This is a genomic window from Pseudomonas sp. LBUM1656 (genome assembly GCF_059716065.1).
In genome coordinates, this window is record NZ_CP166800.1 from 930443 (window position 1) to 956649 (window position 26207).

Annotated in this window: 19 protein-coding genes; 10 read left to right on the plus strand and 9 right to left on the minus strand. The window is 60.4% G+C overall.

The window, feature by feature from the left end:
• The first annotated feature begins 1207 nt into the window (after positions 1–1207).
• On the plus strand, positions 1208–1912 hold the full coding sequence (locus ACA072_RS04015; protein WP_462029896.1) for a methyl-accepting chemotaxis protein: 705 nt from the start codon (positions 1208–1210) through the stop codon (positions 1910–1912).
• Between the two features lie 144 nt (positions 1913–2056).
• On the opposite strand, the gene ACA072_RS04020 is transcribed toward ACA072_RS04015, so the two are convergent.
• Positions 2057–2833: a TatD family hydrolase gene (locus tag ACA072_RS04020; RefSeq protein WP_497623302.1), complete on the minus strand. Its 777-nt coding sequence runs from the start codon at positions 2831–2833 to the stop codon at positions 2057–2059.
• A gap of 3 nt (positions 2834–2836) precedes the next feature.
• Positions 2837–3832, minus strand: coding sequence for a catabolite repressor/activator (cra, locus tag ACA072_RS04025; RefSeq protein WP_497451909.1), 996 nt, complete (start codon positions 3830–3832; stop codon positions 2837–2839).
• 283 nt (positions 3833–4115) lie between these two features.
• Here cra and ptsP point away from each other — a divergent pair, with 283 nt between their 5' ends.
• From ptsP to ACA072_RS04045, 4 genes are all read left to right on the plus strand, one after another.
• Positions 4116–6977, plus strand: a complete 2862-nt coding sequence (gene ptsP / locus ACA072_RS04030) for a phosphoenolpyruvate--protein phosphotransferase (RefSeq protein ID WP_497623304.1) — start codon at positions 4116–4118, stop codon at positions 6975–6977.
• Positions 6977–7918 (plus strand): 1-phosphofructokinase, encoded by a 942-nt coding sequence (gene pfkB, locus ACA072_RS04035; RefSeq protein ID WP_497623306.1) that lies wholly within the window; start codon positions 6977–6979, stop codon positions 7916–7918. The genes ptsP and pfkB overlap by 1 nt, the downstream gene beginning before the upstream one ends.
• Positions 7919–7929: 11 nt before the next feature.
• The gene (locus tag ACA072_RS04040) at positions 7930–9669 is read left to right on the plus strand and encodes a PTS fructose-like transporter subunit IIB (RefSeq protein ID WP_497623307.1); all 1740 of its coding nucleotides are present in this window, start codon (positions 7930–7932) and stop codon (positions 9667–9669) included.
• Between the two features lie 187 nt (positions 9670–9856).
• Positions 9857–11398 (plus strand): alkaline phosphatase D family protein, encoded by a 1542-nt coding sequence (locus ACA072_RS04045; RefSeq protein ID WP_497623308.1) that lies wholly within the window; start codon positions 9857–9859, stop codon positions 11396–11398.
• A 135-nt stretch (positions 11399–11533) separates the two neighbouring features.
• On the opposite strand, the gene ACA072_RS04050 is transcribed toward ACA072_RS04045, so the two are convergent.
• Both ACA072_RS04050 and ACA072_RS04055 read right to left on the minus strand, forming a co-directional pair.
• Positions 11534–14062 (minus strand): PepSY domain-containing protein, encoded by a 2529-nt coding sequence (locus tag ACA072_RS04050; protein ID WP_497623310.1) that lies wholly within the window; start codon positions 14060–14062, stop codon positions 11534–11536.
• Positions 14063–14231: 169 nt separating this feature from the next.
• The gene (locus ACA072_RS04055; RefSeq protein WP_497623312.1) at positions 14232–16553 is read right to left on the minus strand and encodes a TonB-dependent receptor; all 2322 of its coding nucleotides are present in this window, start codon (positions 16551–16553) and stop codon (positions 14232–14234) included.
• 206 nt (positions 16554–16759) lie between these two features.
• Between ACA072_RS04055 and ACA072_RS04060 the strand changes: the two genes are divergently transcribed.
• From ACA072_RS04060 to ACA072_RS04075, 4 genes are read left to right on the plus strand one after another with little or no spacing between them, the layout of a single operon-like run.
• Positions 16760–17440 (plus strand): Fe2+-dependent dioxygenase, encoded by a 681-nt coding sequence (locus tag ACA072_RS04060; protein WP_497623314.1) that lies wholly within the window; start codon positions 16760–16762, stop codon positions 17438–17440.
• Positions 17437–18222 carry a tetratricopeptide repeat protein gene (locus ACA072_RS04065; RefSeq protein ID WP_497623316.1) on the plus strand — a complete coding sequence of 262 codons (786 nt, stop codon included), beginning with the start codon at positions 17437–17439 and terminating at the stop codon, positions 18220–18222. The genes ACA072_RS04060 and ACA072_RS04065 overlap by 4 nt, the downstream gene beginning before the upstream one ends.
• 33 nt (positions 18223–18255) lie before the next feature.
• Positions 18256–18543, plus strand: a complete 288-nt coding sequence (locus ACA072_RS04070; protein WP_497624942.1) for a CopG family ribbon-helix-helix protein — start codon at positions 18256–18258, stop codon at positions 18541–18543.
• A complete protein-coding gene (locus ACA072_RS04075; RefSeq protein WP_497623318.1) occupies positions 18543–18818 on the plus strand; it encodes a type II toxin-antitoxin system RelE/ParE family toxin in 276 nt (91 codons plus the stop codon). Before ACA072_RS04070 ends, ACA072_RS04075 begins: the two co-directional genes overlap by 1 nt.
• A gap of 81 nt (positions 18819–18899) precedes the next feature.
• Here ACA072_RS04075 and ACA072_RS04080 read toward each other — a convergent pair whose 3' ends face one another.
• The 5 genes from ACA072_RS04080 to ACA072_RS04100 form a co-directional block, all read right to left on the minus strand.
• Positions 18900–20063, minus strand: coding sequence for a type III PLP-dependent enzyme (locus tag ACA072_RS04080; RefSeq protein ID WP_438658037.1), 1164 nt, complete (start codon positions 20061–20063; stop codon positions 18900–18902).
• Positions 20064–20533: 470 nt separating this feature from the next.
• Positions 20534–21691 (minus strand): osmoprotectant ABC transporter ATP-binding protein OsmV, encoded by a 1158-nt coding sequence (locus ACA072_RS04085; RefSeq protein WP_497623320.1) that lies wholly within the window; start codon positions 21689–21691, stop codon positions 20534–20536.
• Entirely contained in the window at positions 21688–22341 is a 654-nt protein-coding gene (locus ACA072_RS04090; RefSeq protein ID WP_497623322.1) for an ABC transporter permease, read from the minus strand. The genes ACA072_RS04085 and ACA072_RS04090 overlap by 4 nt, the downstream gene beginning before the upstream one ends.
• Positions 22342–22353: 12 nt before the next feature.
• Positions 22354–23247: a glycine betaine ABC transporter substrate-binding protein gene (locus tag ACA072_RS04095; RefSeq protein ID WP_497623324.1), complete on the minus strand. Its 894-nt coding sequence runs from the start codon at positions 23245–23247 to the stop codon at positions 22354–22356.
• 20 nt (positions 23248–23267) lie between these two features.
• Positions 23268–23984 carry an ABC transporter permease gene (locus tag ACA072_RS04100; protein WP_054049992.1) on the minus strand — a complete coding sequence of 239 codons (717 nt, stop codon included), beginning with the start codon at positions 23982–23984 and terminating at the stop codon, positions 23268–23270.
• 489 nt (positions 23985–24473) lie between these two features.
• Between ACA072_RS04100 and ACA072_RS04105 the strand changes: the two genes are divergently transcribed.
• The gene (locus tag ACA072_RS04105; RefSeq protein WP_007942808.1) at positions 24474–26057 is read left to right on the plus strand and encodes a peptide chain release factor 3; all 1584 of its coding nucleotides are present in this window, start codon (positions 24474–24476) and stop codon (positions 26055–26057) included.
• Positions 26058–26207 lie beyond the last annotated feature (150 nt).

Consider the following 26207-nt stretch of genomic DNA (forward strand, 5'->3'; position numbering starts at 1 on the left):
CCGCGATTCCTATCGTGAATTCCAGGGCACCCAAGTCGAGCTGCAAAGCCTCGACCTGCTCGGCAGCAGCCTGACCCTGCGGCGTGATCTGGAAACCCTGAACAACCTGGTGCAGATCAACGTCACCCTCGGCCAGTCCGGCAAGGCTGGCAACGTCGAGACCAAGATCAGCACCCTGGAGCAAAGTGTTCTGGCCCGCCTGCAAGGGCTGACGGCGATGACCACGGACCCGGAGCAGATCACGGTGTTCGATGGCAAGCGCGATGAGATGATCGCGGCGTTCAAGGCCCAGCAAGCGGAAACCTCCCTGCAAAGTAAAAGCGCGCTGATCGGCAAACTGCTCGGTAACGCGCAGATTTTCAGCCAGATCATTGCCACTCAAGCCGGCCTGAGTCGCGACAGTCAAAGCGACATGCGTCAGCTCAGCGAACTCATTACCAACGTCACGCCACCGGTGACCCAGATCCTGGGCGACGGCCGGGCGATGGGTTCCTATTCGCTGGGGCAAGGTTTTCTCAATTCGTCGTCGAGCACTCGATTCGATGAACTGCTGGCGCAGATCGAAAAGCTCCAGGGCGAATACGGCCTGAAGCTGAATGACGCATTGGGCTCCAGCAAGGCCGCGCGTGAAACCCTGGCCGCCCAGGCCGAAAGCAGCAAGGCCTCGCTGAAAAAGGCCAGTGAACTGTTCGAAGAACAGGTGGTGATGGCCGACACCCTCGATGCGCCGTGGCAGGCCTTTTACGATCAGGTCACCGGCCTGATGGACCAGACCTACCAACTCAACGAAGCCACCCTGACATTCCTCGGCACCCAGTTGCAGCAGCGTCTGGAGCAGAACCGCACCCACATGGTCTTGCAGGCCGTGGCGCTGTCGGTGGTGTTCGTGTTGATTTTCTACCTCTACGGCGGCTTCTACGCCTCGACCCGCACCACCCTCAAACGCCTCGGCGCGACGCTGGATAAAGTCGCGGCGGGCGACATGACCGTCACGTTCCGCGCCGAAAGTCGCGATGAGCTGGGCGAGTTGGGCGAGGTGTTCAACGGCACCGTGAAAAAGATCCACGACCTGATCGAACGTGTAGGCCAGACCGTGAATGAGGTCGAGCGCCAGGCCGGGCAGGTCGAGAGTGTTTCTGCCCAGAGCAACCAGGCGGTGGCGGGGCAGCGCTCACAGATCGAGCAGGTCGCCACGGCCATGAACCAGATGTCGGCCACCTCGCTTGAGGTGGCGCGCAGTGCCGCCGCGGCGGTCAGCAGCGCTCACAGCGTCAACGACGAGACCATCAGCGGTCGCGGCCTGGTGGCGTCCCAGCAGGGCAGCATCGCGCAACTGGCCAGTGAGATCGATCAGTCGGTGCGGGTAATCAATCAACTGGCCAGCGACAGCCAATCCATCAGTCGCGTGCTGGAAGTGATCAAAAGCATCGCCGAGCAGACCAACCTGCTGGCGCTCAACGCGGCAATCGAAGCCGCTCGGGCCGGTGAGCAGGGGCGTGGTTTTGCGGTGGTGGCCGATGAGGTCCGGACCCTGGCCAAGCGCACCCAGCAATCGACCGAAGAAATCGAGCAGATGATTACCAAGCTCCAGACTGGTGTCGGCGCGGCTGTGAAAGCCATGGGCGTCAGTCATCAGGTGGCCGATGGCACCGTCGGGCAGTCGGAAAAGGTCCAGCAGGCGCTGGAAAACATCCTCGGCGCCGTCGGCATGATCGTCGATCAGAACCAGCAGATCGCGGCGGCGGTGGAGCAGCAGACCGCGGTGGCCCACGACATCGACCAGAACATCGTTGAGATCAACCGCGCAGGTGAACGTACAGCCGAAGGTGCGCACCAGACTGAAGATGCCAGTCGTGCGTTGTCGGCTCAGGTGGTGGAACTCAAACAACTGATCAGCGCGTTCCGGGTCTGAAGGTACGCAGTGATCACCTGTGGGAGCGGCGGTGCGGCGATCCGACTTGCTCGCGAAAGCGGTGTGTCAGTCAACATCATGCGTGACTGATACACCGCCTTCGCGAGCAAGCCCGCTCCCACATGGAATGTGCGCAACGATTGACTACCAGTTGAACAACTCGCAGGCATTGGCCGTGCTGGCGGCGGCCAATTGCTCGGGGCTGATCGCCATGATCCCGGCCAGTGCCGAGCAGATCGCTGGCAGATGCGTCGGGCTGTTGCGTTGACCGGGAAACATGACGGGCGCCATGTCCGGCGAGTCGGTTTCAAGCACTACCGCGTCAAGCGGAAGCTCGGCGAGCACGCGGTGCATGCGCAACGCCTGCGGCCAAGTGGCGGCACCGCCCAGGCCGAGTTTGAAACCCAGCTTGATGTACTCGCGAGCCTCTTCCTTGCTGCCGGCGAAGGCATGAATGATGCCCGCGCGTTTCAGTCGGAAACGTTTGAGCGTGGCAATCACCGCCGCATGGCTGCGCCGCACATGAATCAGCGCCGGAAGGTTGAAGTCCACTGCCAGTTGCAGCTGCGCGTCGAATAACGCCTGCTGGCGTTCACGGTCGAGGGTTTCGATGAAGTAATCCAGTCCGATCTCGCCCACAGCACACAATTGCCGATGGCCCGCCAGGCGGGTCAGCCAATCTCCGAGTTCGGGTAAGTCTTCAGGGCGATGTTGATCCAGATAAACGGGGTGCAACCCGAACGCCGCATGCAGATCGGGATCGCTTTGCACCAGATCCCAAACCCGCTGCCAATTCCCCTGATAAACCCCCAGCACCACCATCCGCCGCACTCCAAGGGCGCGGCTCTCGGCGAGCAGCGCCGCGCGGTCCTCGTCGAAGTCCGGAAAATCCAGATGAGTGTGGCTGTCGATCAGCTCCACGGTTCAGTCCTGGCGAATACGCTGCTTGAAGGTCCGCGCGATGGCCTGCACGCCGGGTTGGTAATCGGACTGCTCGATGGCGGCCAGGGCCAGTGCCAGGGCCTTGTCGGCAATCAACTGATGCTGCTGGGCCATGGCGTTGACCGGCAGTGGCAGGAAGTCCAGCAACTGCGTGTCGCCGAATGTGCCGAGGCGCAGCGGGCGGGGTTTCAGCGGGTAGTCGTGCAAGGCATCAAACACGCCTTGAAGCAGCACGTAGGACGTGGTCACCAGCGCATCCGGCAAATGCCCCAGACGCTGAAGCAGTTCTTCCATCAACTGCTTGCCGCACTCACGGCTGAACGACTCAGCGTGCTCGATCAACACTTCGCCTTTGAACCCGGTCAGGGCTTCCTTGAATCCGGCGGCCCGTTCCTGGCTGATGCTCAACTCTGGACGGGCACCGATCAGGGCGATTTGCTTGGGCAGCGGATCGAGCAGGCTGCGGGTCAGTTGCAGGCTGGCCTCGCGATCATCGCTGATCACTGAACAGAAATGCTCAGGCTCCATCACCCGGTCGATGGCGATGATCGGCATGCCTTTGGCCTGCAACTGACGGTAGCTGTCGTCACCGGCGGGCAGGCAACTGGCGACGATCAGCGCATCACAACGTCGGGCGCGGAACAGTTGCAGCAATTGCCGTTCGCTATCCGGTGCGTCGTCGGAACTGGCGATCAGCAATTGATAACCGCGCGCCCGGGCGCCTTGCTCAAGCAGTTTGGCAATGCGTGCGTAACTGGGGTTTTCCAGGTCCGGCAGAATGAAGCCCAACGTGCGGGTGTGCCGACTGCGCAGCCCGGCGGCCTGGGGGTTAGGAGTGAAGCCATGTTGTTCGACGACCGCACGAACGCGCTCGACGGTGGCACTGCTGATACGTTGCTGTTCGGCCTTGCCATTAATGACATAACTGGCGGTGGTAACGGACACACCGGCCAATTGTGCGATATCACTGAGTTTCAACGCGGGCTTTCCTTGTTTTACGGCCGACATTTTCGCCAATCCTACCCGATTCCGGTAGACGACCATTGTCGCAACGCTTCCGACAAGTTGGACTTCAAGGATGGGACATAATCGAGTAACGTGCCAATCATTCTAGATTAAACGTTTCAGCAAGCGTATTTTCTACGTTGTAAGCGCATTTGGCCGGTTCTGCCGCGAAACCGCCAAAAGTGAAGACTAAGCGCCTAAGCTGGAATCATTCAAAACAATACCTGGCGCCAACAGACGCCAAAAAGGAGAAAGCATGCTCGAGCTCACCATAGAGCAGATATCCATGGGCCAGTCGGCTGTGGATAAGTCCGAAGCCTTGCAGCTGCTGGCCCGGCATCTGGTCACCGATGGCCTGGTGGCCGAGGGTTACCTTGCCGGCTTGCAAGCACGCGAAGCCCAGGGCTCGACCTTTCTCGGTCAAGGTATTGCCATCCCCCACGGTACCCCGGAAACCCGCGATCAGGTGTTTTCCACCGGCGTGCGACTGATGCAGTTCCCCGAGGGTGTGGACTGGGGCGACGGTCAGATCGTCTACCTGGCGATCGGCATCGCCGCCAAATCCGATGAGCACTTGCGACTGCTGCAACTGCTGACCCGGGCCCTCGGTGAAACCGACCTGGGCCAGGCCCTGCGTCGTGCCAGTTCCGCCGAAGCCTTGTTGAAACTGCTGCAAGGCGCACCGCAGGAACTGGCGCTGGATGCACAGATGATCGGCCTCGGTGTCTCGGCGGACGATTTCGAAGAACTGGTGTGGCGCGGTGCGCGTTTGCTGCGCCAGGCGGATTGCGTGAGCAACGGTTTCTCCGCCGTGTTGCAGCAAGTCGAAGCGCTGCCGCTGGGCGATGGCCTGTGGTGGTTGCACAGCGAGCAAACGGTCAAGCGCCCAGGCCTGGCCTTCGTCACGCCGGACAAACCCATGCGTTACCTCGGCCAGCCGCTCAGCGGCCTGTTTTGTCTGGCGAGCCTCGGCGAGGCGCATCAGGCTTTGCTCGAACGCCTTTGTGCGTTGCTGATCGAAGGCCGTGGCCACGAATTGGGCCGCGCCACCAGCAGCCGTAAAGTCCTCGAAGTCCTGGGCGGTGAACTGCCGGCGGATTGGCCGAGCGCGCGCATTGCGTTGGCCAACGCCCACGGTTTGCATGCCCGTCCGGCAAAGATCCTCGCGCAACTGGCAAAAAGTTTTGAAGGCGAAATCCGCGTGCGCATCGTCGATGGCCAGGACAGCGCCGTATCGGTGAAGAGTTTGAGCAAACTGCTCAGCCTCGGCGCCCGTCGCGGTCAGGTGCTGGAATTTGTCGCCGAACCGAGCATCGCCGCTGATGCGCTGCCAGCCTTGCTCGCCGCCATCGAAGAAGGCCTGGGTGAAGAAGTCGAGCCGTTGCCCGCCGTGAGCCAGCAGCGCGAAGTGTTTGCCGATGTCGCCGAAGTGCTCTTGGCGCCAGCGTCCGGCAGTCTGGTCCAGGCGATTGCCGCCGCACCGGGCATCGCCATCGGTCCAGCGCATATTCAAGTGCTGCAAACCATCGATTACCCGCTGCGTGGCGAATCTGCCGCGATCGAGCGCGAGCGTCTCAAGCAAGCGCTGGCGCACGTGCGTAGCGACATCGAAGGCCTGATCGAACGCAGCAAGTCCAAGGCCATCCGCGAGATTTTCATCACCCACCAGGAAATGCTCGACGACCCGGAACTGACCGATGAAGTCGACACCCGCCTCAAGCAAGGCGAAAGCGCCGAAGCGGCGTGGATGGCGGTGATCGAAGCGGCGGCCAAACAACAGGAATCGTTGCAGGACGCCTTGCTCGCCGAACGTGCCGCCGACTTGCGCGACATCGGCCGTCGGGTACTGGCGCAACTCTGTGGCGTCGAAACCCCAAGTGAGCCCGATCAACCGTACATTCTGGTGATGGACGAAGTCGGTCCGTCCGATGTCGCGCGTCTCGACCCGACCCGCGTCGCGGGTATTCTCACGGCCCGTGGCGGCGCGACCGCTCACAGCGCGATTGTCGCCCGGGCGCTGGGCATTCCGGCCTTGGTCGGCGCCGGTGCGGCGGTGTTGCTGCTGGCGCCGGGCACGCCGTTGCTGATTGACGGCCAGCGCGGTCGCCTGCACGTGGACGCCGACGCGGCGACCCTGCAACGCGCTACCGAAGAACGTGAAACCCGCGAGCAACGCCTCAAAGCGGCCGCCGAACAACGCCATCAACCGGCATTGACCACCGACGGTCATGCGGTCGAAGTGTTCGCCAACATCGGCGAAAGCGCTGGTGTGACCAGCGCGGTGGAGCAGGGCGCCGAAGGCATTGGTTTGCTGCGCACCGAACTGATTTTCATGGCCCATTCCCAAGCGCCGGACGAAGCCACCCAGGAAGTCGAATACCGTCGTGTACTCGATGGCCTGGCCGGTCGTCCCTTGGTGGTTCGCACCCTCGACGTCGGCGGCGACAAACCATTGCCGTACTGGCCGATTGCGAAAGAAGAAAACCCGTTCCTCGGTGTGCGTGGCATTCGCCTGACCTTGCAACGTCCGCAGATCATGGAAGCGCAATTGCGCGCCTTGCTGCGTGCTGCCGACAACCGCCCGCTGCGGATCATGTTCCCCATGGTCGGCAGCGTTGATGAGTGGCGCCAGGCGCGGGACATGACCGAACGCCTGCGTCTGGAAATCCCGGTCGCCGACCTGCAACTGGGGATCATGATCGAGGTGCCATCGGCGGCGCTGCTTGCTCCGGTGCTGGCCAAGGAAGTCGACTTCTTCAGCGTCGGCACCAATGACCTGACCCAATACACCCTGGCCATCGACCGGGGTCATCCAACCTTGTCGGCCCAGGCGGACGGCTTGCACCCGGCGGTGCTGCAACTGATCGACATCACCGTGCGCGCGGCTCATGCCAACGGCAAGTGGGTCGGCGTGTGCGGCGAGCTGGCGGCCGATCCGCTGGCGGTGCCGGTGTTGGTCGGCCTCGGCGTGGATGAGTTGAGCGTGTCGGGCCGCAGCATTGCCGAGGTCAAGGCGCGCATCCGCGAGCTCAGCCTCAGCCAAACCAAAATTCTCGCCCAGCAGGCCTTGGCCGTGGGCAGCGCCAATGAAGTGCGCGCATTAGTGGAGGCCCTGTAATGGCCAAAATCCTGACCCTGACGCTCAACCCTGCGCTGGACCTGACGGTGCAGCTACCTCGCCTTGAGCCGGGCCAAGTCAATCGCAGCGACGAGATGCATACCCACGCTGCCGGTAAGGGCGTGAACGTGGCGCAGGTGCTGGCTGACCTCGGGCATCAACTGACGGTCAGCGGTTTCCTCGGGGAGGACAATCTTCAAGCCTTCGAAACCCTGTTCGCCAAACGCGGTTTTGTCGATGCGTTCATTCGGGTGCCCGGCGAGACTCGCAGTAACATCAAACTGGCGGAAAACGATGGGCGCATCACCGACATCAACGGGCCGGGGCCGATGGTCAATGAGGCGGCGCAGCAAGCGTTGCTGGATCGACTCGATCAGATCGCACCCGGTCATGACGCGGTCGTCGTAGCCGGCAGCCTGCCGCAAGGGATCAGTCCCCAGTGGTTGCAGGCGTTGATTGAGCGTTTGAAAAACCTGGGTCTGAACGTCGCCCTTGACAGCAGCGGCGAAGCGTTGCGCGCGGCACTCAAGGCCGGTCCGTGGCTGATCAAACCGAACACCGAAGAACTGGCCGACGCGCTCGGCTGTGAAGTGATCTCGGTGGCGGCGCAAGCCGAAGCAGCGAGCCGTTTGCACGCTCAAGGCATCGAGCATGTGGTGATTTCCCACGGTTCCGAAGGCGTGAACTGGTTCAGTGTCGGCTCTGCGATGCACGCCACGCCGCCCAAGGTCAGCGTCGTCAGCACGGTGGGCGCGGGCGATTCGTTGCTGGCCGGTATGCTCCACGGTTTGCTCAGCGCCGACACGCCTGAACAGACCCTGCGCACCGCCACGGCGATTGCCGCGATGGCGGTCACCCAGATCGGTTTCGGCATTGGCGATGCGGCGCAGTTGGCGCAGCTCGAACAGGGCGTGCGCATGCGCACCCTGACAGAACAATAAGAGGGTTTGTCATGAAGTTAGCCATTGTTACGGCCTGTCCGAACGGCATGGTCACCAGTGTGCTGTGCGCCCGCTTGCTTGATGCAGCGGCCCAGCGTCAGGGCTGGAGCACTAGCGTCGAAGTGGTGGACGCCGCGCATCCGGAACGTCAGCTGTCGGCAGCCACGATTGAAGCCGCCGAGTGGGTGTTGCTGGTGACCAGCACGCCGGTGGACATGTCGCGGTTTGTGGGCAAACGCGTGTTCCAGAGTACGCCGGCCCAGGCGTTGCAGGATGTCGAAGCGGTGCTGCGCCGAGGCGCTGAAGAAGCTCAGGTTTACGTCGCGCCCGAAGCCGTCGCCGAGCCTGTTGCGGCTAGCCAAAGTGCACCGCGATTGGTCGCGATTACCGCGTGCCCGACCGGCGTCGCCCATACCTTCATGGCCGCTGAAGCCTTGCAGCAAGCGGCCAAGCGTCTGGGCTACGACCTGCAGGTGGAAACCCAAGGCTCGGTCGGTGCGCGCAATCCACTCAGCGCTGCAGTGATTGCCGATGCTGATGTGGTGCTGCTGGCCTGCGATATCGAAGTCGCCACTGAGCGTTTTGCTGGCAAGAAGATTTACCGTTGCGGCACCGGCATTGCGTTGAAGCAGGCTGAAGCGACGCTCAACAAAGCACTGGCCGAAGGCAAGCAGGAAACCGCTGCGACCGGTGCCAAAGGCCCCGCCAAACAAGAGAAAACCGGCGTCTACAAACACCTGCTGACCGGCGTGTCGTTCATGCTGCCGATGGTGGTGGCGGGCGGTCTGATGATCGCCTTGTCGTTTGTGTTTGGCATCACCGCGTTCAAGGAGGAGGGCACACTCGCCGCCGCCCTGATGCAGATCGGCGGTGAGACCGCGTTCAAACTGATGGTGCCGCTGCTGGCGGGTTACATCGCCTACTCGATCGCCGACCGTCCGGGCCTGGCGCCGGGGATGATCGGTGGCCTGTTGGCGAGCACCCTGGGCGCCGGTTTTATCGGCGGGATCATTGCCGGTTTCATCGCCGGTTATGCGGCACAGGCGATCAATCGATACGCGCGTCTGCCGCAAAGTCTTGAGGCGCTGAAACCGATCCTGATCATCCCGTTGCTGGCGAGCCTGTTCACCGGTCTGGTGATGATTTACATCGTCGGCAAACCGGTGGCCGGGATGCTCGAAGGGCTCACGCACTTCCTCGACAGCATGGGCACCACCAACGCGATTCTGCTCGGTGTGCTGCTCGGCGGGATGATGTGCGTCGACCTCGGCGGGCCGATCAACAAAGCTGCGTATGCGTTCTCGGTCGGGTTGCTGGCCTCGCAAAGTTACGCACCGATGGCCGCGACCATGGCCGCCGGCATGGTGCCGCCGATTGGCTTGGGCATCGCCACGTTTATCGCACGGCGCAAGTTTGCCCAGGCCGAGCGCGAGGCCGGTAAGGCAGCGCTGGTGTTGGGACTGTGTTTCATCTCCGAAGGCGCAATTCCGTTTGCCGCCAAAGACCCGCTGCGGGTGATTCCGGCGAGCATCGCCGGGGGCGCGCTGACCGGTGCGTTGTCGATGTATTTCGGCTGCAAACTGATGGCGCCGCACGGTGGGTTGTTTGTGCTGGCGATCCCGAATGCGATCAACCATGCGCTGTTGTATCTGTTGGCGATTGTGGCCGGGAGTCTGTTGACGGCGGTGGCGTATGCACTGCTCAAGCGGCCGGAATTTGTAGAGATGGCGCTAGAACCCGCCAAGGCCTGACACACCACAAAACCTGTGGGAGTGAGCCTGCTCGCGATGACGGTGTGTCAGTCAACAATGATGTTGTCTGACACACCGTCATCGCGAGCAGGCTCGCTCCTACAGGGGATCAGTGTGTTGGCAGATTTTTGTGTCACACCGGTTTCATGCGCACGTGCTTTAGTTTCCCCTTTTCAGGGAGAACACCATGAGCGAATTCGACCTCGGCCGTCGCCGTGTCATGCAGGCCGTCGGCGCCGGGCTGTTGCTTCCAGGTCTGGCACCGGCCGTCATCGCCTCGGTCAAGGATCGTCCCCTACTCACCGACGGTGTGCAGTCCGGCGATTTGCAGGGCGACCGGGCGATGATCTGGAGTCGCAGTGACCGGCCGGCGCGGATGGTGGTGGAATGGGACACCCGCAGCCTGTTCGGCAACCCTCGTCGATTCGTCTCGCCATTGGCCGATGCGCGCACCGACTTCACCGCAAGGGTCGAGCTCACGGGTCTTCCGGCCGATCAGGCGATTTTCTATCGCGTCTATTTCGAAGACGCCCAAAGCGGCGTTGCCAGCGAACCCTGGTTCGGTCACTTGCGCAGTGTGCCGCAAACCCGGCGCGACATTCGTTTCGTCTGGAGCGGCGACACCGTCGGCCAAGGCTTCGGCATCAACCCGGACATTGGCGGCATGCGCATCTACGAAGCCATGCGTTTGCGCCTGCCCGACTTTTTTATCCACAGCGGCGACACCATCTACGCCGACGGCCCGGTGCCGGCGCAACTGACCACCGAAAGCGGCCGGGTGTGGCGCAATATCACCAGCGAAGCCAAGAGCAAAGTCGCCGAGACCCTCGACGACTACCGCGGCAACTACCGCTACAACCTGATGGACGAAAACGTCCGCCGCTTCAACGCCGAAGTTCCGCAGATCTGGCAGTGGGACGACCACGAAGTGGTGAACAACTGGTCGCCGGGCAAGCAGTTGGATGAGCGCTACAAGCGCAAAGATATCCACAGCCTGGTGGGCCGGGCCCGGCAAGCCTGGCTCGAATATGCGCCCATGCGTTTGCAGAGCGCCGATGGCGGCGGGCGGATCTATCGCCAGCTCGGTTATGGACCGATGCTGGATGTGTTCGTGCTGGACATGCGCAGCTATCGCGGGGCCAATGACGACAACCTCGGCGGCGCCAAACCCTTTCTCGGTCGTGAGCAACTCGACTGGCTCAAGGCGTCGTTGAAAGCCTCCAATGCGCAATGGAAAGTCATCGCCGCCGACATGCCGATCGGCCTCGGCGTCCCCGACGGAGAGGTCAGCCCGGGTGTGTCGCGCTGGGAGGCGGTGGCCAACGGTGATCCCGGACCGGCCCAGGGACGTGAACTGGAAATCGCTGAGTTGTTGGGCTTTCTACGTGCCCAACAGGTGCGCAATTTCGTTTTCCTGACAGCGGATGTGCATTACTGCGCAGCCCATCATTACCACCCGGATCGGGCAGCGTTTCAGGATTTCGAACCGTTCTGGGAGTTTGTGGCCGGGCCGTTGAATGCCGGGAGCTACGGGCCTAATCCCCTGGACAAGACGTTCGGGCCCGAGGTGATTTTCGAGAAGGCACCACCTGCACAGAACACCTCGCCGTTTGCCGGGTTTCAGTTTTTTGGCGAGGTGAATATCGATGGGCGGACGGGGGAGATGGGGGTGGTGTTGCGGGATCTGGATGGGGTGGCGGTGTTTGAGAAAAAGCTTCAGCCGGTTTGAGATGAAATAGCAGGCTGGCTTCGATCAATGTGGGAGCGGGCTTGCTCGCGAACGCGGTGGATCAGTCAACATCATCGTTGAATGACACACCGCTTTCGCGAGCAAGCCCGCTCCCACATATTTGGTGGTGTGGTGTCAGTAGACGTCGCGGCGGTAGCGGCCCTGCTCGATCAGGCGATCGACTTCTTCAATCCCGAGTACTTCGTTGAGCACGTGATCCACGCCTGAAGCCATTCCCTGCAAGCTGCCGCAGATGTAAATCACGGCGCCGTCGGCCAGCCATTGCTTCAGTAGATCGGCCGACTCGCGCAGGCGATCCTGCACATAAATCTTCTCGGCCTGATCCCGCGAGAACGCCAGGTCCAGTCGCTCCAGATCGCCTGAAATCAACCAATCCTCAAGCTCATCGCGGCACAGGTAGTCGTACTCCCGATTGCGCTCGCCAAACAGCAGCCAATGCCGTTGCTGCCCATCGGCAATGCGCGCCTTGAGCAAACTGCGCAGCCCGGCCAACCCGGTGCCGTTGGCCAGCAGGATCATCGGTACCGGCTCGGTCGGCAGGTGGAAACTACTGTTGCGCCGCACTCGCAGGCTGACAGTGCCACCCACCGGCGCATGTTCGGTCAGCCAGCCGGAGCCGATGCCCAGGCTGCCGTCGGCATGCAGTTCCTGACGCACGATCAGTTCCAGCACACCGTCAGCGGCGATCGAGGCAATGGAGTATTCGCGCATGGCCAACGGCACCAGGGCGTCGACCAGCGCTTGCGCGTGCAGGCCGACCAGATGCGCTCTGTTCTCGGGCAGTTGGCGACTGGCGAGGGCTTGCTCAAGCGGTTGCGACAGGCCATCGAAGGTCACCATCGCCCGGCCTTCAATGCCCAGCCCACCAAGGAAATGCTCGATCGCCCATGGGCAATTGCGTGGCAACACTTCCACCAGATCCCCGGCCAGCCAACTACTGGTCGTCGGGGCAGTGAAGCCCAGCAAATACACCGGCGAGCCGCTGCTGTCCGGGTTCATCAACTCGCGGCGGGTCAGGGTCCAGTTGTCGAAGCTCGGTGCTTGCCAGGTGTCGACCGGCGCTTGCCCGGTCAGCAGACCGAGTTGCTGCTGCCAGTGACGCAAGGCGTAAGGGTCGCCGCTGTCGACTTCCACCGGCGCGAACAGGGTCTTGCCGCCATGCTCGCCCAGCCAGGTGTGCAAGCGTCGGGCGAATCCGCAGAAGTGTTGATACTGGCGATCACCGAGACCCAGTACCGCGTAGTTCAGGCTTTCCAGGTTCGACGCCTGGCCCAGTACTTTGCGTTCGAAACCCCGGGCGCTGTCCGGTGCTTCGCCATCGCCGAAGGTGCTGACCACGAACAGCGCGTTACTGGATTCACGCAAATCCTGTTCGCTGACAGTCGCCAGCGGCTGAACCTTCACCGGCAAGCCGGCCGCCTGTAATTGCCCGGCGGTCTGCCACGCCAGTTGCTCGGCAAACCCGCTTTGGCTGGCGAAGCCAATCAACCAGGCCGGTGTGTTGCTGCCCGTTTGCGCAAAGTCTTTGCGCGCGTCCTTGATCTGCTTTTTCTTGCGACGACGATCCAGATACAGCAACCAGCCGGTGATGAAGAACAGCGGCATGGTCAGCGCGGTAAGGGTCAGGATGATCCGCCCGACAATGCCGAAGTAACTGCCCACGTGCAGCGCGTAGATGCTGGTCAGCAGCTGTGCCTTGAGGCTCTTGTCGCTGTAACGGTCATGCCGTTTGACGACGCCGGTGGCCGGGTCGAGGCTGATCTGGTTCAACGCGCGGTCATGGGGCGAGGTGTTCAACAGGTAGAAAACCGTGGCCGGTTGGCCAGCCACTGGCGGCATGCGGATATTATAGGCACTGAGTGCCGGACCTGCGGCGCTATAAATGCTGCTCCACATGACGGCATAGTCGGCGGTGGGCGCCGGGCCGCTCGGTGCAGGACCACGACCGCCGCGAACGCGCTCGTTTTGCGGTGAGTCGGAAAGCAATTGGGTCAGGCCCTTGTTGTACCACTCATAGGACCAGGACAACCCGGTCAGCGCTGACAGGAGGTAAAACACCAGGCACCAGGTGCCGGCCACGGAGTGCAGGTCCCAGTTGAAGCTGCGGCCCTTTTTCTTCCAGTCGAGGGTCAGCCAGGCGCGCCAGTTTTTCCATTGGCGCGGCCAGCGCAGGTACAGGCCGGACAGGCAGAAGAACACCAGGATCAGCGTGCAGGCTCCGGTGATCTGCCGCCCGGTATCGCCCATGGCGAGGAAGCGGTGCAGTTGCAGCATCAGGCCAAAGAAATCCTGGCCGGTGGCGTCGCCCATGAATTCGGCGGTGTACGGATCGAAGTAGCGCATCTCGCCCCGGCGTTCGCCCGGTGGCGGCGTGAAGCTAACCCGTGCGGCGTTGCCGCTGTCGGTCTCGACCCAGAGCATCGCGACTTTTTTACCGGAGGCACCCTCGATTTTTTCCACCAGTTCGGCGGGCGGCAGGACGCCGGCAACCTGCTTCTCGACTTGCAGCACGGAAGGATTGAGCACGCTGAGGATTTCATCCTCAAACGAGACCATCGCCCCGGTGATGCCCATCAGGGCCAGGACCAGCCCGGCACTGATGCCGAAAAACCAGTGCAACTGGAACAGGGTTTTCTTCAACACGTCGCTCGCCTTGTTCGTTCGAAATAATCATCACGGCGCGCATTATGCCGTGGGTTGCTGAGAAACATTCTTTTTTACGCAGAAAAGCCCCGTACATGTGGATGAACGGGGCCTGACCCTGATTTCAGTCTCCACCACATTCCACAAGGGATTGCGGTGTGGCTGGCTATCAGAAGTGGAAGTTGGTGCTCAGCAATGCCGTGCGGCCCGCCGCCTGGTTGGCGAAGTGGGTCGAGAAGGCTTTGTCGTAGTAGGTTTCGTCGGTCAGGTTCTGCACGTTGAGTTGCAGATCCACGTTTTTACTTAACTTGTACGCGGCCATTGCGTCGTAGCGAACGTAGGAATCCACCATGGTGGTGTTGGCCACGCTACCGAATACGTCGTCGACATAGAACGCGCCGCCACCGATGGTCAGCTTCGGCGTTACCTGATAAGTCGTCCACAGGCTGGCGCTGTTTTTCGGGGTGTTTGGCAGTTCGTTGCCGTTGTTGGCTTTGTTGGCCGTCAGGTCACCACCATCGACTTGCTCGCTGTCCATGTAGGCGTAACCGGCGAAGACCTGCCATTTTTCGGTGATCTTGCCAGTGGCCGACAGTTCGATACCTTGAACGCGGGTTTTGCCGGCGTTTTCATAGGACGTGGTATCGACTTGAACGCGGGCGTTTTCTTTCTCGGTGCGGAAGATATCGGCGGTCAGCGACAGGCGATCGTTCAGCAAATCCCACTTGGTGCCGATTTCGTAGTTCTTGGTGGTTTCCGGCTCCATGTCGCTGCTCAGCAGGTTGCCGTTGCGATCCGGAGTGCCGCCCAACGGGTTGCCTTCCTGGCCTTCGCCCAGGGTGTTGCCTGGCGGAGTGGCGGAGGTGGCGTACGACGCATAGATGCTGCCGTTTTCCGCTGGTTTGTAAACCACGCCGAATTGGCCGGTCACGAACTCGCTGACGTCATCGCCCTTGGACGTGGTCACGCTGGAGGCGTTGTAGGTTTTGTATTTTGTGTCGAAATGGTCGTAACGCAGGCCCATGTTCACCAGCCATTGTTCGGACAATTCCAGGGTGTCGAACACATACAGCGCGTAGGTGTCGGCCTGGGTGTCGGTGCCGGCGTAGTTGCGCGAGATCGCACCGTTCCACGGATCGTTCGGGTTCGGGTTGGCCAGCGAGGTGCAGTTGTAGCCGCTTGGCGCGCCAATCAATGCCGGTGAGCAGTTGGTGGTCGAAGCCGCTGTTCGCGGGGTGGTGTCGACGTTGACGTTGTAGGAGGATTTCTGGCTTTCCTCACGGCTCAACTCGATACCGGTGGCGAAGCTGTTCTTGAAGCCGGCGATGTAGACGTCACCAAACAGATCGGTCTGGTTGGTGGTGGTCTCGGTATTGCTGACGCGGGTATTGGCCCGGCGCCAGACGCTGCCGTTATTGACGTTGCCCTTGCTGTCGTCCGGCTGGGTCAGGATGTAATCCTGCATGCTGCTGCCGTGGCGCAGGGTGTTCTTGACGGTCAGCGCATCGCTCAGGTCGTGCTCGATGGCGAAGGTTGCCGTGTCGGTGCGGCCCTTGAGGAAGTCGCGATCCAGCCCGTAGAAATTGCTGTGATCGCCGCCGGCGAACGGCTTGTCCGGGTTGGACTTGGTGCGGGCGGCGGAACCGGCGACGGGGATGGTGTACGGAATGCCAGAGTCCGGCGTGTCGTTGCTTTCGAGATGGTAGTAATCGAGGTTGACCCGAGTGTCGGTGCCCAGGCCGAACGCCAGCGACGGCGCGATGCCCCAGCGGTCGTAATCGACGCTGTCACGGCCGGCGACGTTGCTTTCGTGGCTCATCAGGTTCAGGCGGCCAGCGGCGGTGTCGGTGAACTGGTAGTTGCCGTCCAGGGTGTAGCGCTGGGTCTGGTCCGAACCCCAGGTAAAACCACCGTCAAACGAGTCGCCCAAGTGCGCCTTTTTGCTCACCAGGTTAATGCTGCCGCCCGCAGCGCCACGGCCGCCAATGGCCGAGTTCGGACCTTTGCTGACTTCAATCGACTCGACGGCGAAGATCTCGCGGCTCTGCGAACCCGTGTCGCGCACGCCGTCCAGATACGTATCGCCCTGAGCGTCGAAACCACGAATGAACGGACGATCGCCTTGTGGGTTGCCACCTTCACCGGCACCAAAGGTGATGCCCGGAACGGTGCGTAGCGCGTCCTGCATATTGAGGGCGCCGGTATCCTTGAGAACCTGTTGCGGGATTACGGTGATCGAACGCGGTGTGTCCACCAACGGTGCGGTGTACTTGGGCGAGGAGGCTTTTTCGACGTTGTAGGAAGTCGCATCCTGGGCTTCGCCAGTGATCGCGGTAGCCCCCAGCGAAATCGCATTGCCAGGCGCTTTTTCGTCGGCCTTTTCAGCCGCGAAAACCATGTGGCCGGCGGAGCTGGCAGTGAGCGCCACGCCAATTGCAGACGCGAGCAAACGCGGTGAACTGACTGGTAATTGTAATTGTTGGCGTGACATGTGAATTCCCCTCCCCAAGGATTTGAGGCCGCGGAATATAGGGTAGACGCGTATTTGTATCAATTGCGAAACGTTACTATTCGCGAAGAATTTACATTCTTTACAATTTAGCCTTACGGTTTTTGATGATTCGTTCGTCGTGGGGGTTTTACACAGTCAATAAGAATCAATACCATTGCCGCCTCTTTACCCTCAGGTGTCCTCCCATGCTGCTGCACATTCCCGGCGTATTCGCGAAAGAAGAAGTGCAGCGCATCCGCGAAGCTTTGGAGCAAGCGGATTGGGCCGACGGCAAAATCACCGCCGGCTACCAGTCGGCCAAAGCCAAGCACAATCTGCAGTTGCCCGAAGGCCACCCGCTGGCCAAGGAAGTGGGTGCGACGATGCTTGAGCGGCTGTGGAAGAATCCGCTGTTCATGTCCGCGGCGCTGCCGCACAAAGTCTTCCCTCCGTTGCTGAACTGTTACACGGCGGGCGGCAGTTTCGACTTCCACATCGACAACGCCGTGCGCCAGCCAAAGGGCAGCATCGAACGAGTCCGCACCGATCTGTCGGCGACGCTGTTTTTCAGCGAACCGGGGGACTATGACGGCGGCGAACTGGAAATCCAGGACACCTTCGGCACCCAGCGCGTGAAGTTGCCGGCCGGGGACATGGTCCTGTACCCCGGCACCAGCCTGCACAAGGTCAACGCCGTCACCCGCGGCACCCGCTATGCCTCGTTCTTCTGGACCCAAAGCCTGGTGCGCGAGGACAGTCAGCGCGCCTTGCTGTTCGAGATGGATGGGGCGATCCAGCAACTGACTCAGGACATGCCTGATCACCCGTCGCTGATCCGCCTTACGGGCACTTATCACAACCTGTTGCGTCGCTGGGTCGAGGTATGAGCTATCAATTACGCCGCGAGGAAGTCCTCGACGGTGATGCGCTCAAGGCCATGCTGGAGGAAAGTCCCGCTCGTGCGGCGCAGGCGATTCTGATCGCTGCCCGCGAAGGCTTACTCGACGCTCAAGCCTTGCTTGGGCAGATTCTGCTGGACGGGCAGGGCATCGAGCAGGATCAACCGCTGGCGCTGCGCTGGTTCGAGATTGCTGCCCGGCGTGGGCATTTGATGGCGCGCAACATGCTCGGTCGTTGTCATGAGCATGGCTGGGGTTGCGCTACCGACGTCAAGCTGGCTGCGGGGCATTATCGAATCGCAGCCGAAGCCGGGCTGGACTGGGCGATGTACAACTACGCCAACCTGCTCGCCACCGGGCGCGGAGTGGTCGAGGACCAGGTGCAAGCGCTGAATCTTTATCGTCACGCCGCAGAATTGGGCCATGCGAAGTCAATGAACCTGTTCGGTCGTTATCTGGAAGAGGGACGGGTTTGTCCGGCTGATCCGAAAGCTGCACGTGACTGGTATCGACGCTCGGCGCTTGGCGGGGATTTTCGTGGGCAGTTCAGTTATGCCGCTGTGGTGGCGGATGAAGGCAACATCGATGAGGCGCTGGTTTGGTTACGAAAAGCACTGGCTGGGGGAAATCTGAATTTTCTGCAGGTGGCGAGTAAAGCGCTGCTAGGCGCTCCACATGCAGAAATTCGCGAATTCGCAGCAATCTATCGCCAGCACATGGTTCAGAAGACCGACGGGCGGAGTGAATCGAAGGGTGTTGTATTGGATTAAATCACTATGATTGGAAGTCAATCACATCTAATCATGTTGTTTCGTGGAGAAGATACCGTGGCTGCAACCAAAGTTTTGACTGCACATGTGCCCATGGACCTTGCTGATAAGGTCGATCAAATGGCGGCCAAGATGGAACGTTCACGCGGCTGGATTGTGAAGCAGGCACTTGCCGACTGGGTAGATCTGGAAGAAGAGCGAAGCCGACTTACTCGCGAGGCAATGGCGGACGTTGACGCCGGAAAGGTAATTGATCATCAGTCTGTCCAGGCATGGGCAGAAAGTTTGAGTACTGAAAACCCGTTGCCGGTACCGCGTTAATGGAGTTGAAGTGGACGAGTAAAGCGTTATCGGATTTGGCTCGGCTTTTTGAGTTTCTTGCAGTGGTCAATCGACCGGCAGCAGCGCGCACTGTGCAATCGCTCACTCAGGCCCCAACCGCCTTGCTGGGTAATCCTAGAATTGGAGAACGGGTCGAAGAGTTCGAGCCGCGAGATGTGCGGAGGTTGCTAGTTGGTCCTTACGAAATGCGCTACGAGATTCAAGGCTCCTCCCTCTACATACTTCGCCTGTGGCATGTGCGGAAAGACCGATAGACAATTTCTTCGACTATGCGGATTCCAGACACAAAAAAGCCCATGACACGTCATGGGCTTTTTCATTTCTACGAGTAGCGCTTACACGTAAAACGATTTCAGCGGCGGAAAGCCATTGAATTCAACCGCGCTGTAACTGGTGGTGTAAGCACCGGTCGACAACCAGTACAGACGATCACCAATGGCCAGGTTCAACGGCAAACCGTACTTGTAGTTTTCGTACATGATGTCGGCGCTGTCGCACGTCGGACCGGCGATGACCACTTCTTCCATCTCGCCTTTCTTCTCGGTCCAGATCGGGAACTTGATGGCTTCGTCCATGGTTTCGATCAGGCCGGAGAACTTGCCCACATCCGTGTACACCCAGCGCTCGACGGCGGTGCGGGATTTACGCGCCACCAGCACCACTTCGCTGACCAGAATGCCGGCGTTGGCGATCAGCGAACGGCCCGGCTCCAGGATGATTTCCGGCAATTCATCACCGAAGTCTTCCTTGAGGAAACGGATGATTTCTTCGGCGTAGGTTTCCAGGCTGTTGGTGCGGGTGATGTAGTTGGCCGGGAAGCCGCCGCCCATGTTGATCAGCTTGAGGTGAATGCCGTCTTCTTCTTTCAGGCGTTCGAAGATCACTTTGACCTTGGCGATCGCCGCGTCCCAGACGCTGATGTCGCGCTGTTGCGAGCCGACGTGGAACGAGATGCCGTAAGGCACCAGGCCCAGGTCGCGAGCGAGGATCAGCAGGTCCATGGCCATGTCGGTCTGGCAGCCGAATTTGCGCGACAAAGGCCAGTCAGCGGTGGTCGAGCCTTCGGTGAGGATGCGCACGTAGACTTTCGAACCCGGTGCAGCCTTGGCGATGTTGCGCAGGTCGGCTTCGGAGTCGGTGGAGAACAGACGCACGCCCTTCTCGTAGAAGTAGCGGATGTCCTTGGATTTCTTGATGGTGTTGCCGTAGCTGATACGGTCGGCGCTGACGCCGCGGTCCATCACTTTGTCCAGCTCGTAGATCGAGGCGATGTCGAAGCTCGAGCCTTTCTCTTTGAGCAGGTCGATGATTTCCACGGCCGGGTTGGCCTTGACCGCGTAGTAGACCTTGGCGAATTCGAAACCGGCGCGCAGGTCGTCATAGGCCTGGCTGATCATCGCGGTGTCGATCACCACGAAAGGGGTTTCTTGCGTGTCGGCGAACGCCTTCAATTTGTTGAAGGTATCGCGCGCGTAATAGTCTTCGACGTTGATCGACATGCTGGGAACTCCTACTGGCAAACTAGATTATTCAATGGGTGCAAATGAACGTCCTCCGTATCCCCACTTTGGTTCGCCTACTTCCCAAGGCATGTCGCCGAAAGCAAAAAGGCCACGGGAGGCGGTGCTTCCCTTGGCCTTGCTGTCTCGTCGTCAGTACTTGAGCCGGATGGATCGTTTCCAGCATGGACGTTCGGCGCGAACTTTAGGGCGTGAGGGGCTTGAGATCAACAAAAAATGTCGCGTTTTTGCACGCTTCCGTCGTGCGGTCCTCGACAGTTACTGATGTAACCGACCTGCATGACAGTGTGATGTTCCCCTGGCAGGGATATTTGAGGTGTTTCAGGCGGGAATTTTGTTTGCCCCAATCGCTAGCAGGCTAGCTCCCACAGGGGATTTATGTTGTTGCACAGATTGCATGCACACCACAGATCCAATGTGGGAGCTAGCCTGCTAGCGATAGCGTCAGATCAGGCGACAGCAGTCTCGGCAGGCGAAACAATGCTGGTCTTGCCCCCACGAGACTTGCCGGAGCTCAGGTACTCGGCAATCGATTCCTGGGTCACTTCACCGAGGAACACCCGCTCCGCATCCATCACCGGCAACCACGAACGGTTGAACTCGTACATCCGCGACAACAGGATGCGCAGATGCTCGTCAAACGCCGCCGTGGCGTTGAACTCGCGCAGATACTGCGCGCAAGTACCGGTCTGACGATGCAGGTCGCGACGTCGTACATAACCCATCGCCTTGTTCTCACCGTCTGTGACCACCACATAACGACGGTCCAGTTCGTCCATCAACTCCAGGGCTTCAGCCACCGGCGTTTCCGGGCTTACCGACGGGGCGTTGTCTGCCGCGTCTTCGGCTTTCACCAGCAACAGACGCTTGAGCGTACTGTCCTGGCCAACGAAGTTGCTGACAAAGTCATCCGCCGGATGCGCCAGCAGCGTGTCCGGGTGATCGATCTGCAATAGCTTGCCGGCGCGGAAGATTGCGATCTTGTCGCCCAGCTTGATCGCTTCGTCGATGTCGTGGCTGACCATGATCACGGTCTTGTTCAGCGCGCGTTGCATCTCGAAGAACTCGTTCTGGATCATTTCGCGGTTGATCGGGTCGACCGCGCCGAACGGCTCATCCATCAGCAATAACGGTGCATCCGCTGCCAGCGCACGAATCACGCCGATCCGCTGCTGCTGGCCACCGGACAATTCACGTGGATAGCGATTCAGATACTGCTTGGGTTCGAGCTTGATCATGCTCATCAACTCGCGGGCGCGGTCGTGGCATTTCTGCTTGTCCCAGCCGAGCAGGCGCGGAACGATGGTGATGTTTTCCTCGATGGTCATGTTCGGGAACAGACCGATCTGCTGGATCACATAACCGATGTTGCGGCGCAGGGTCACGGCGTCGAGGTCGGTGGTGTCTTCGCCGTTGATCAGGATCTTGCCGGAAGTCGGCTTGATCAGGCGGTTGATCATTTTCAGCGTGGTGCTTTTGCCACAGCCCGATGGTCCGAGGAATACGCAGATTTCGCCTTCATTGACGGTCAGGCTGACGGAGTCCACGGCTTTCACATCTTTGCCGTTGCTTTGGAAGGTCTTGCTGAGGTTTTGAAGTTCGATCATTTGAGCAGTCCTTTTGGAGTCAGCGTGCGTTGCAGCCATTGCAGAAGCAGGTCGGCGAAGATGGCCAGGAGACTGACCAGCACGGCGCCGACGATCAGCATCGACATGTCGCTGCGGCTGATTGAAGCGAGAATAAGTACACCGAGGCCACCGGCGCCGATGGTCGCGGCGATGGTCATGACACCAATGTTCATGACCACGGCGGTGCGCACGCCGGCGAGGATCACCGGCACCGCAATTGGCAGTTCGACCATGCGCAGGCGCTGGCCGAAGGTCATGCCGATGCCACGGGCGGCTTCGCGAATGCCCGGCTCGACACCGGTCAGCGCCAGATAGGTGTTACGCATGATCGGCAGCAGCGAGTACAGGAAAACGGCGGTGATCGCCGGCATCGGACCCAGGCCCTGGCCAAATTTCGAGTAGAACGGCAGCAGCAGACCGAACAGGGCAATCGACGGCACGGTCAGCAGCACCGTGGCGCTGGCTTGCAACGGGCCGGCGAGGGGCGGGAAGCGCGTCATCAGGATGCCGAGTGGCACGCCAACGAGGATCGCCAGTGTCACAGCGATGCCGACCAGGGTGATGTGCTGCCAGGTCAGGTGCAGCACCAGCGGCCAGTCGAGATGGGAAAAGGCGTTCAGAAATTCCATGTCTTCTCCTCCTCAGTTCAGGGGATGCTGGCGCAGGAAATCTGCGGCAACGGATGAAGGGCTTTCGTGATCGACATCGACCCGCGCGTTGAGCTGGCGCATGGTGGCGTCGTCGAACAATTCGGCCAGCGGCTTGATTTCGTCCGCCAGTTTTGGATGGGCGTCGAGGTAGTCCTGACGCACCACCGGCGCGGCGGTGTAGTCCGGGAAGTAGTGCTTGTCGTCTTCCAGCAGTTTGAGCTTGAAGGCGTTCAATCGACCGTCGGTGGTGTAGACCAGGCCGGCAAACACCTGGCCATTGCGCAGGGCGGTGTAGACCAAACCAGCATCCATCTGCCGGATGTTTTTGCGGGTCAGGTTCATGCCGTAGAGGTCGACCATGCCGTCCAGACCGTCGGAACGATTGGCGAACTCGGTGTCCAGGGCGACAAGGTGATTGGTCTTCGCCTCAGCCTGCATCACCGTGTTCAGCTCGCTGATGGTGTTGATCTGCGGGTAAGCCTTTGCGGTACTTTCCGGCAGGGCCAGGGCGTAGGTGTTGCTGAACTTCGACGGGGTCAGCCAGACCAGACCTTTTTTCGCGTCGAGTTTTTTCACCTTGGCGTAGGACTGGGCACTGTCGAGTTTCTCGGTGATGTGGTTATAAGCCACCAGCGATACGCCGGTGTATTCCCACATCAAATCCAGCTGGCCACTTTCGTGGGCGCTGCGGGCGAGGTTGCTGCCCAGACCGCCGGTCACCTGGGTGTCGTAACCCTTGGTGCGCAGGTACTGGGAGGTGATTTCCGCGAGCAGGGTTTGTTCGGTGAACACCCGGGCGCCGATGCGGATCACGGGTTTTTCAGCGGCTTGGGCGATTCCCGAGAACAGCAGGACGCAGCCTATTAGAAAGCTTAATTTTTTCATGATTATTCCTTTGCCGAGGCTTAAGACGGGCGTAGGCCGCGTTCGAGCCAGAGGCGGCTGGCGAGTGTCACCAGACCGTCGAGCAGCAAGGCCAGCAGGGCGGTACAGGCCGCACCGAGCAGCAGTTGCGGCTGATTGTTCAGGGCGATCCCCGGGAAAATCAGGCTACCCAGACTGTTGGCGCCGATCAGGAACGCCAACGGTGCCGTCCCGACGTTGATCGCCAGGGCCACGCGCACGCCACCGATGATGATCGGTACGGCGTTCGGCAGTTCGACCCGCCACAGCACTTGCGTAGGCGTCATGCCGATGCCGACCGCCGCTTCTTTCAAAGAACCCTGAACGTTTTTCAGGCCTTCATAGGTGTTGCGCACGATCGGCAACAGCGAGGCGAGGAACAGGGCGAAGATCGCGGGGCCGCTGCCGATGCCGAGGATCCCCAGGGCGATGGCCAGTACGGCAAGAGGCGGCACGGTGTTGCCGATGTTGAAGATCTGCATGAAGCGTTCAGCGCGGCCCACCATGGTCGGGCGGCTGAGGAAGATACCGGCGGGGATGCCCACAACAAGGGCGGCCAGCATGGAAACAAGGACGAGAATCAGGTGAGCTTGCAGGTAAAACAACAAATCGTCGCGGTAATGTTCGATCGTGTTGATGCCAATCCAGTGGACCAGCAGGGCCAGGAGTGCGACGACAACCGCACCTCCTATCAGCCCCTTGCCATAGCGAATAGCCACAGGCGGACTCCTTTTTTCTTTGTCGGCGAACGCAGTCCCGTGTGGCATGCCATTCCTGGCTGCCGGGAAAAACAACGTTCGCGAGAAGCAGCTCTTCATGCTGATGCAACCGCATGAGATCGAGCCATAAGCGCAGCCTCGTCAGGCTAACTTGCAGGTTTTTCAAACCCTGCTACGAGAGCTGTAACAGGGGAGTGGACGCCTCCACCTTTTAAAAGGTTCCATATTTAGCAGCATTTAGCTACCACGCATCTCGTTTACCCGTGTAGCAGCTGCCGAGCAGCGCGAGGCTGCGTTCGGCGGCGGAGCCGTCGTAAAACCAGGCAATACGGTGTATCTGACCGACCGCGAGTGTCGACTCTACGACGGCTTCGCCGCCGAACGCAGCCTCGCAAGCTCGACAGCTGCTACGGGCGAACGGTGGTCCGTAAGGCAGTGTTTGCGCTATACTCGCCGCCCTTTTTTGAATCACCTGCCAGGCGATTTCCCATGACCAAACAGGCCGCCGAAGTCGCGAAACGCCGCACTTTCGCCATTATTTCCCACCCCGATGCCGGTAAAACCACCATCACCGAGAAGCTCTTGCTGATGGGCAAGGCGATTGCGATTGCGGGCACGGTGAAATCCCGTAAATCCGACCGCCATGCCACCTCCGACTGGATGGAAATGGAAAAGCAGCGTGGTATCTCGATTACCACGTCGGTCATGCAGTTCCCGTATCGCGATCACATGATCAACCTGCTCGACACCCCGGGTCACGAAGACTTCTCCGAAGATACCTACCGCACCCTGACGGCGGTGGACTCGGCATTGATGGTCCTCGACGGCGGTAAGGGTGTAGAGCCACGGACCATCGCGCTGATGGATGTCTGCCGTCTGCGGGACACGCCGATTGTCAGCTTCATCAACAAACTCGACCGTGACATCCGCGACCCGATCGAACTGCTCGACGAAATCGAAGCGGTCCTGAAGATCAAGGCGGCGCCAATCACCTGGCCGATCGGCTGCTACCGCGATTTCAAGGGCGTTTACCACCTCGCCGACGATTACATCATCGTGTACACCGCGGGCCACGGCCACGAACGTACCGATGTGAAAATCATCGAGAAGCTCGACTCCGATGAAGCTCGCGCGCACCTGGGCGACGAGTACGATCGCTTCGTCGATCAGCTGGAGCTGGTGCAGGGCGCCTGTCACGAATTCAATCAACAGGAATTCCTCGACGGCCAACTGACTCCGGTGTTCTTCGGTACTGCACTGGGCAACTTCGGTGTCGATCACGTGCTCGACGCCGTGGTCAACTGGGCGCCGAAACCGCTGGCCCGTGTCGCCAACGAGCGCACCGTGGAACCGGTTGAAGAGAAATTCGCCGGCTTCGTGTTCAAGATCCAGGCGAACATGGACCCGAAACACCGCGACCGTATCGCCTTCATGCGTATCTGCTCCGGCAAATACGAAAAAGGCATGAAGATGCGCCACGTGCGCACCGGCAAGGACGTGCGGATCGGCGACGCCCTGACCTTCTTCTCCTCCGAGCGTGAGCAACTGGAAGAAGCGTTTGCCGGCGACATCATCGGCCTGCACAACCACGGCACCATCCAGATCGGTGACACCTTCACCGAAGGCGAAGTCCTGGGCTTCACCGGCATCCCGCACTTCGCCCCGGAACTGTTCCGGCGCGTGCGCCTGCGTGACCCGCTGAAATCCAAGCAACTGCGTCAGGGCTTGCAGCAACTGGCGGAAGAGGGCGCCACCCAGGTGTTCTTCCCCGAGCGCAGCAACGACATCATCCTTGGCGCCGTCGGTGTGCTGCAGTTCGATGTGGTCGCCAGCCGCTTGAAAGAGGAATACAAGGTCGAGTGCTCTTACGAGCCGATCACTGTGTACTCCGCGCGCTGGATCGATTGCGACGATAAGAAGAAGCTCGAGGAATTCCGGGTCAAGGCCGTGGAAAACCTTGCGGTCGACGGTGGTGGTCACCTGACCTACCTGGCCCCGACGCGAGTCAACCTGGCACTGATGGAAGAGCGCTGGCCGGACGTGAAATTCCGTGCGACGCGTGAGCATCACTAAGCGCTGAGTGGCTATACCGAAAAACCCCGTTGCGAAAGCCTCGGGGTTTTTTATTGCCTGAAGCCTGATCGTTCCCACGCTTCTGTAGGTTATTTCCCTTGGCCGGGTAGCTCGACTCTGTTTATTCGTCATTGGTGGTTTTACTCGAGA

What these genes read in the sequence shown, in the direction of transcription:
- ACA072_RS04055 (WP_497623312.1), bottom strand. Translation starts at nt 16,553, where the DNA reads ATGTCACGCCAACAATTACAATTACCAGTCAGTTCACCGCGTTTGCTC.
- ACA072_RS04015 (WP_462029896.1), top strand. Translation starts at nt 1,208, where the DNA reads ATGTCGGCCACCTCGCTTGAGGTGGCGCGCAGTGCCGCCGCGGCGGTC.
- ACA072_RS04105 (WP_007942808.1), top strand. Translation starts at nt 24,474, where the DNA reads ATGACCAAACAGGCCGCCGAAGTCGCGAAACGCCGCACTTTCGCCATT.
- ACA072_RS04065 (WP_497623316.1), top strand. Translation starts at nt 17,437, where the DNA reads ATGAGCTATCAATTACGCCGCGAGGAAGTCCTCGACGGTGATGCGCTC.
- ACA072_RS04060 (WP_497623314.1), top strand. Translation starts at nt 16,760, where the DNA reads ATGCTGCTGCACATTCCCGGCGTATTCGCGAAAGAAGAAGTGCAGCGC.
- ACA072_RS04095 (WP_497623324.1), bottom strand. Translation starts at nt 23,247, where the DNA reads ATGAAAAAATTAAGCTTTCTAATAGGCTGCGTCCTGCTGTTCTCGGGA.
- pfkB (WP_497623306.1), top strand. Translation starts at nt 6,977, where the DNA reads ATGGCCAAAATCCTGACCCTGACGCTCAACCCTGCGCTGGACCTGACG.
- ptsP (WP_497623304.1), top strand. Translation starts at nt 4,116, where the DNA reads ATGCTCGAGCTCACCATAGAGCAGATATCCATGGGCCAGTCGGCTGTG.
- ACA072_RS04045 (WP_497623308.1), top strand. Translation starts at nt 9,857, where the DNA reads ATGAGCGAATTCGACCTCGGCCGTCGCCGTGTCATGCAGGCCGTCGGC.
- ACA072_RS04085 (WP_497623320.1), bottom strand. Translation starts at nt 21,691, where the DNA reads ATGATCGAACTTCAAAACCTCAGCAAGACCTTCCAAAGCAACGGCAAA.
- ACA072_RS04075 (WP_497623318.1), top strand. Translation starts at nt 18,543, where the DNA reads ATGGAGTTGAAGTGGACGAGTAAAGCGTTATCGGATTTGGCTCGGCTT.
- ACA072_RS04070 (WP_497624942.1), top strand. Translation starts at nt 18,256, where the DNA reads ATGTTGTTTCGTGGAGAAGATACCGTGGCTGCAACCAAAGTTTTGACT.
- ACA072_RS04080 (WP_438658037.1), bottom strand. Translation starts at nt 20,063, where the DNA reads ATGTCGATCAACGTCGAAGACTATTACGCGCGCGATACCTTCAACAAA.
- ACA072_RS04040 (WP_497623307.1), top strand. Translation starts at nt 7,930, where the DNA reads ATGAAGTTAGCCATTGTTACGGCCTGTCCGAACGGCATGGTCACCAGT.
- ACA072_RS04090 (WP_497623322.1), bottom strand. Translation starts at nt 22,341, where the DNA reads ATGGAATTTCTGAACGCCTTTTCCCATCTCGACTGGCCGCTGGTGCTG.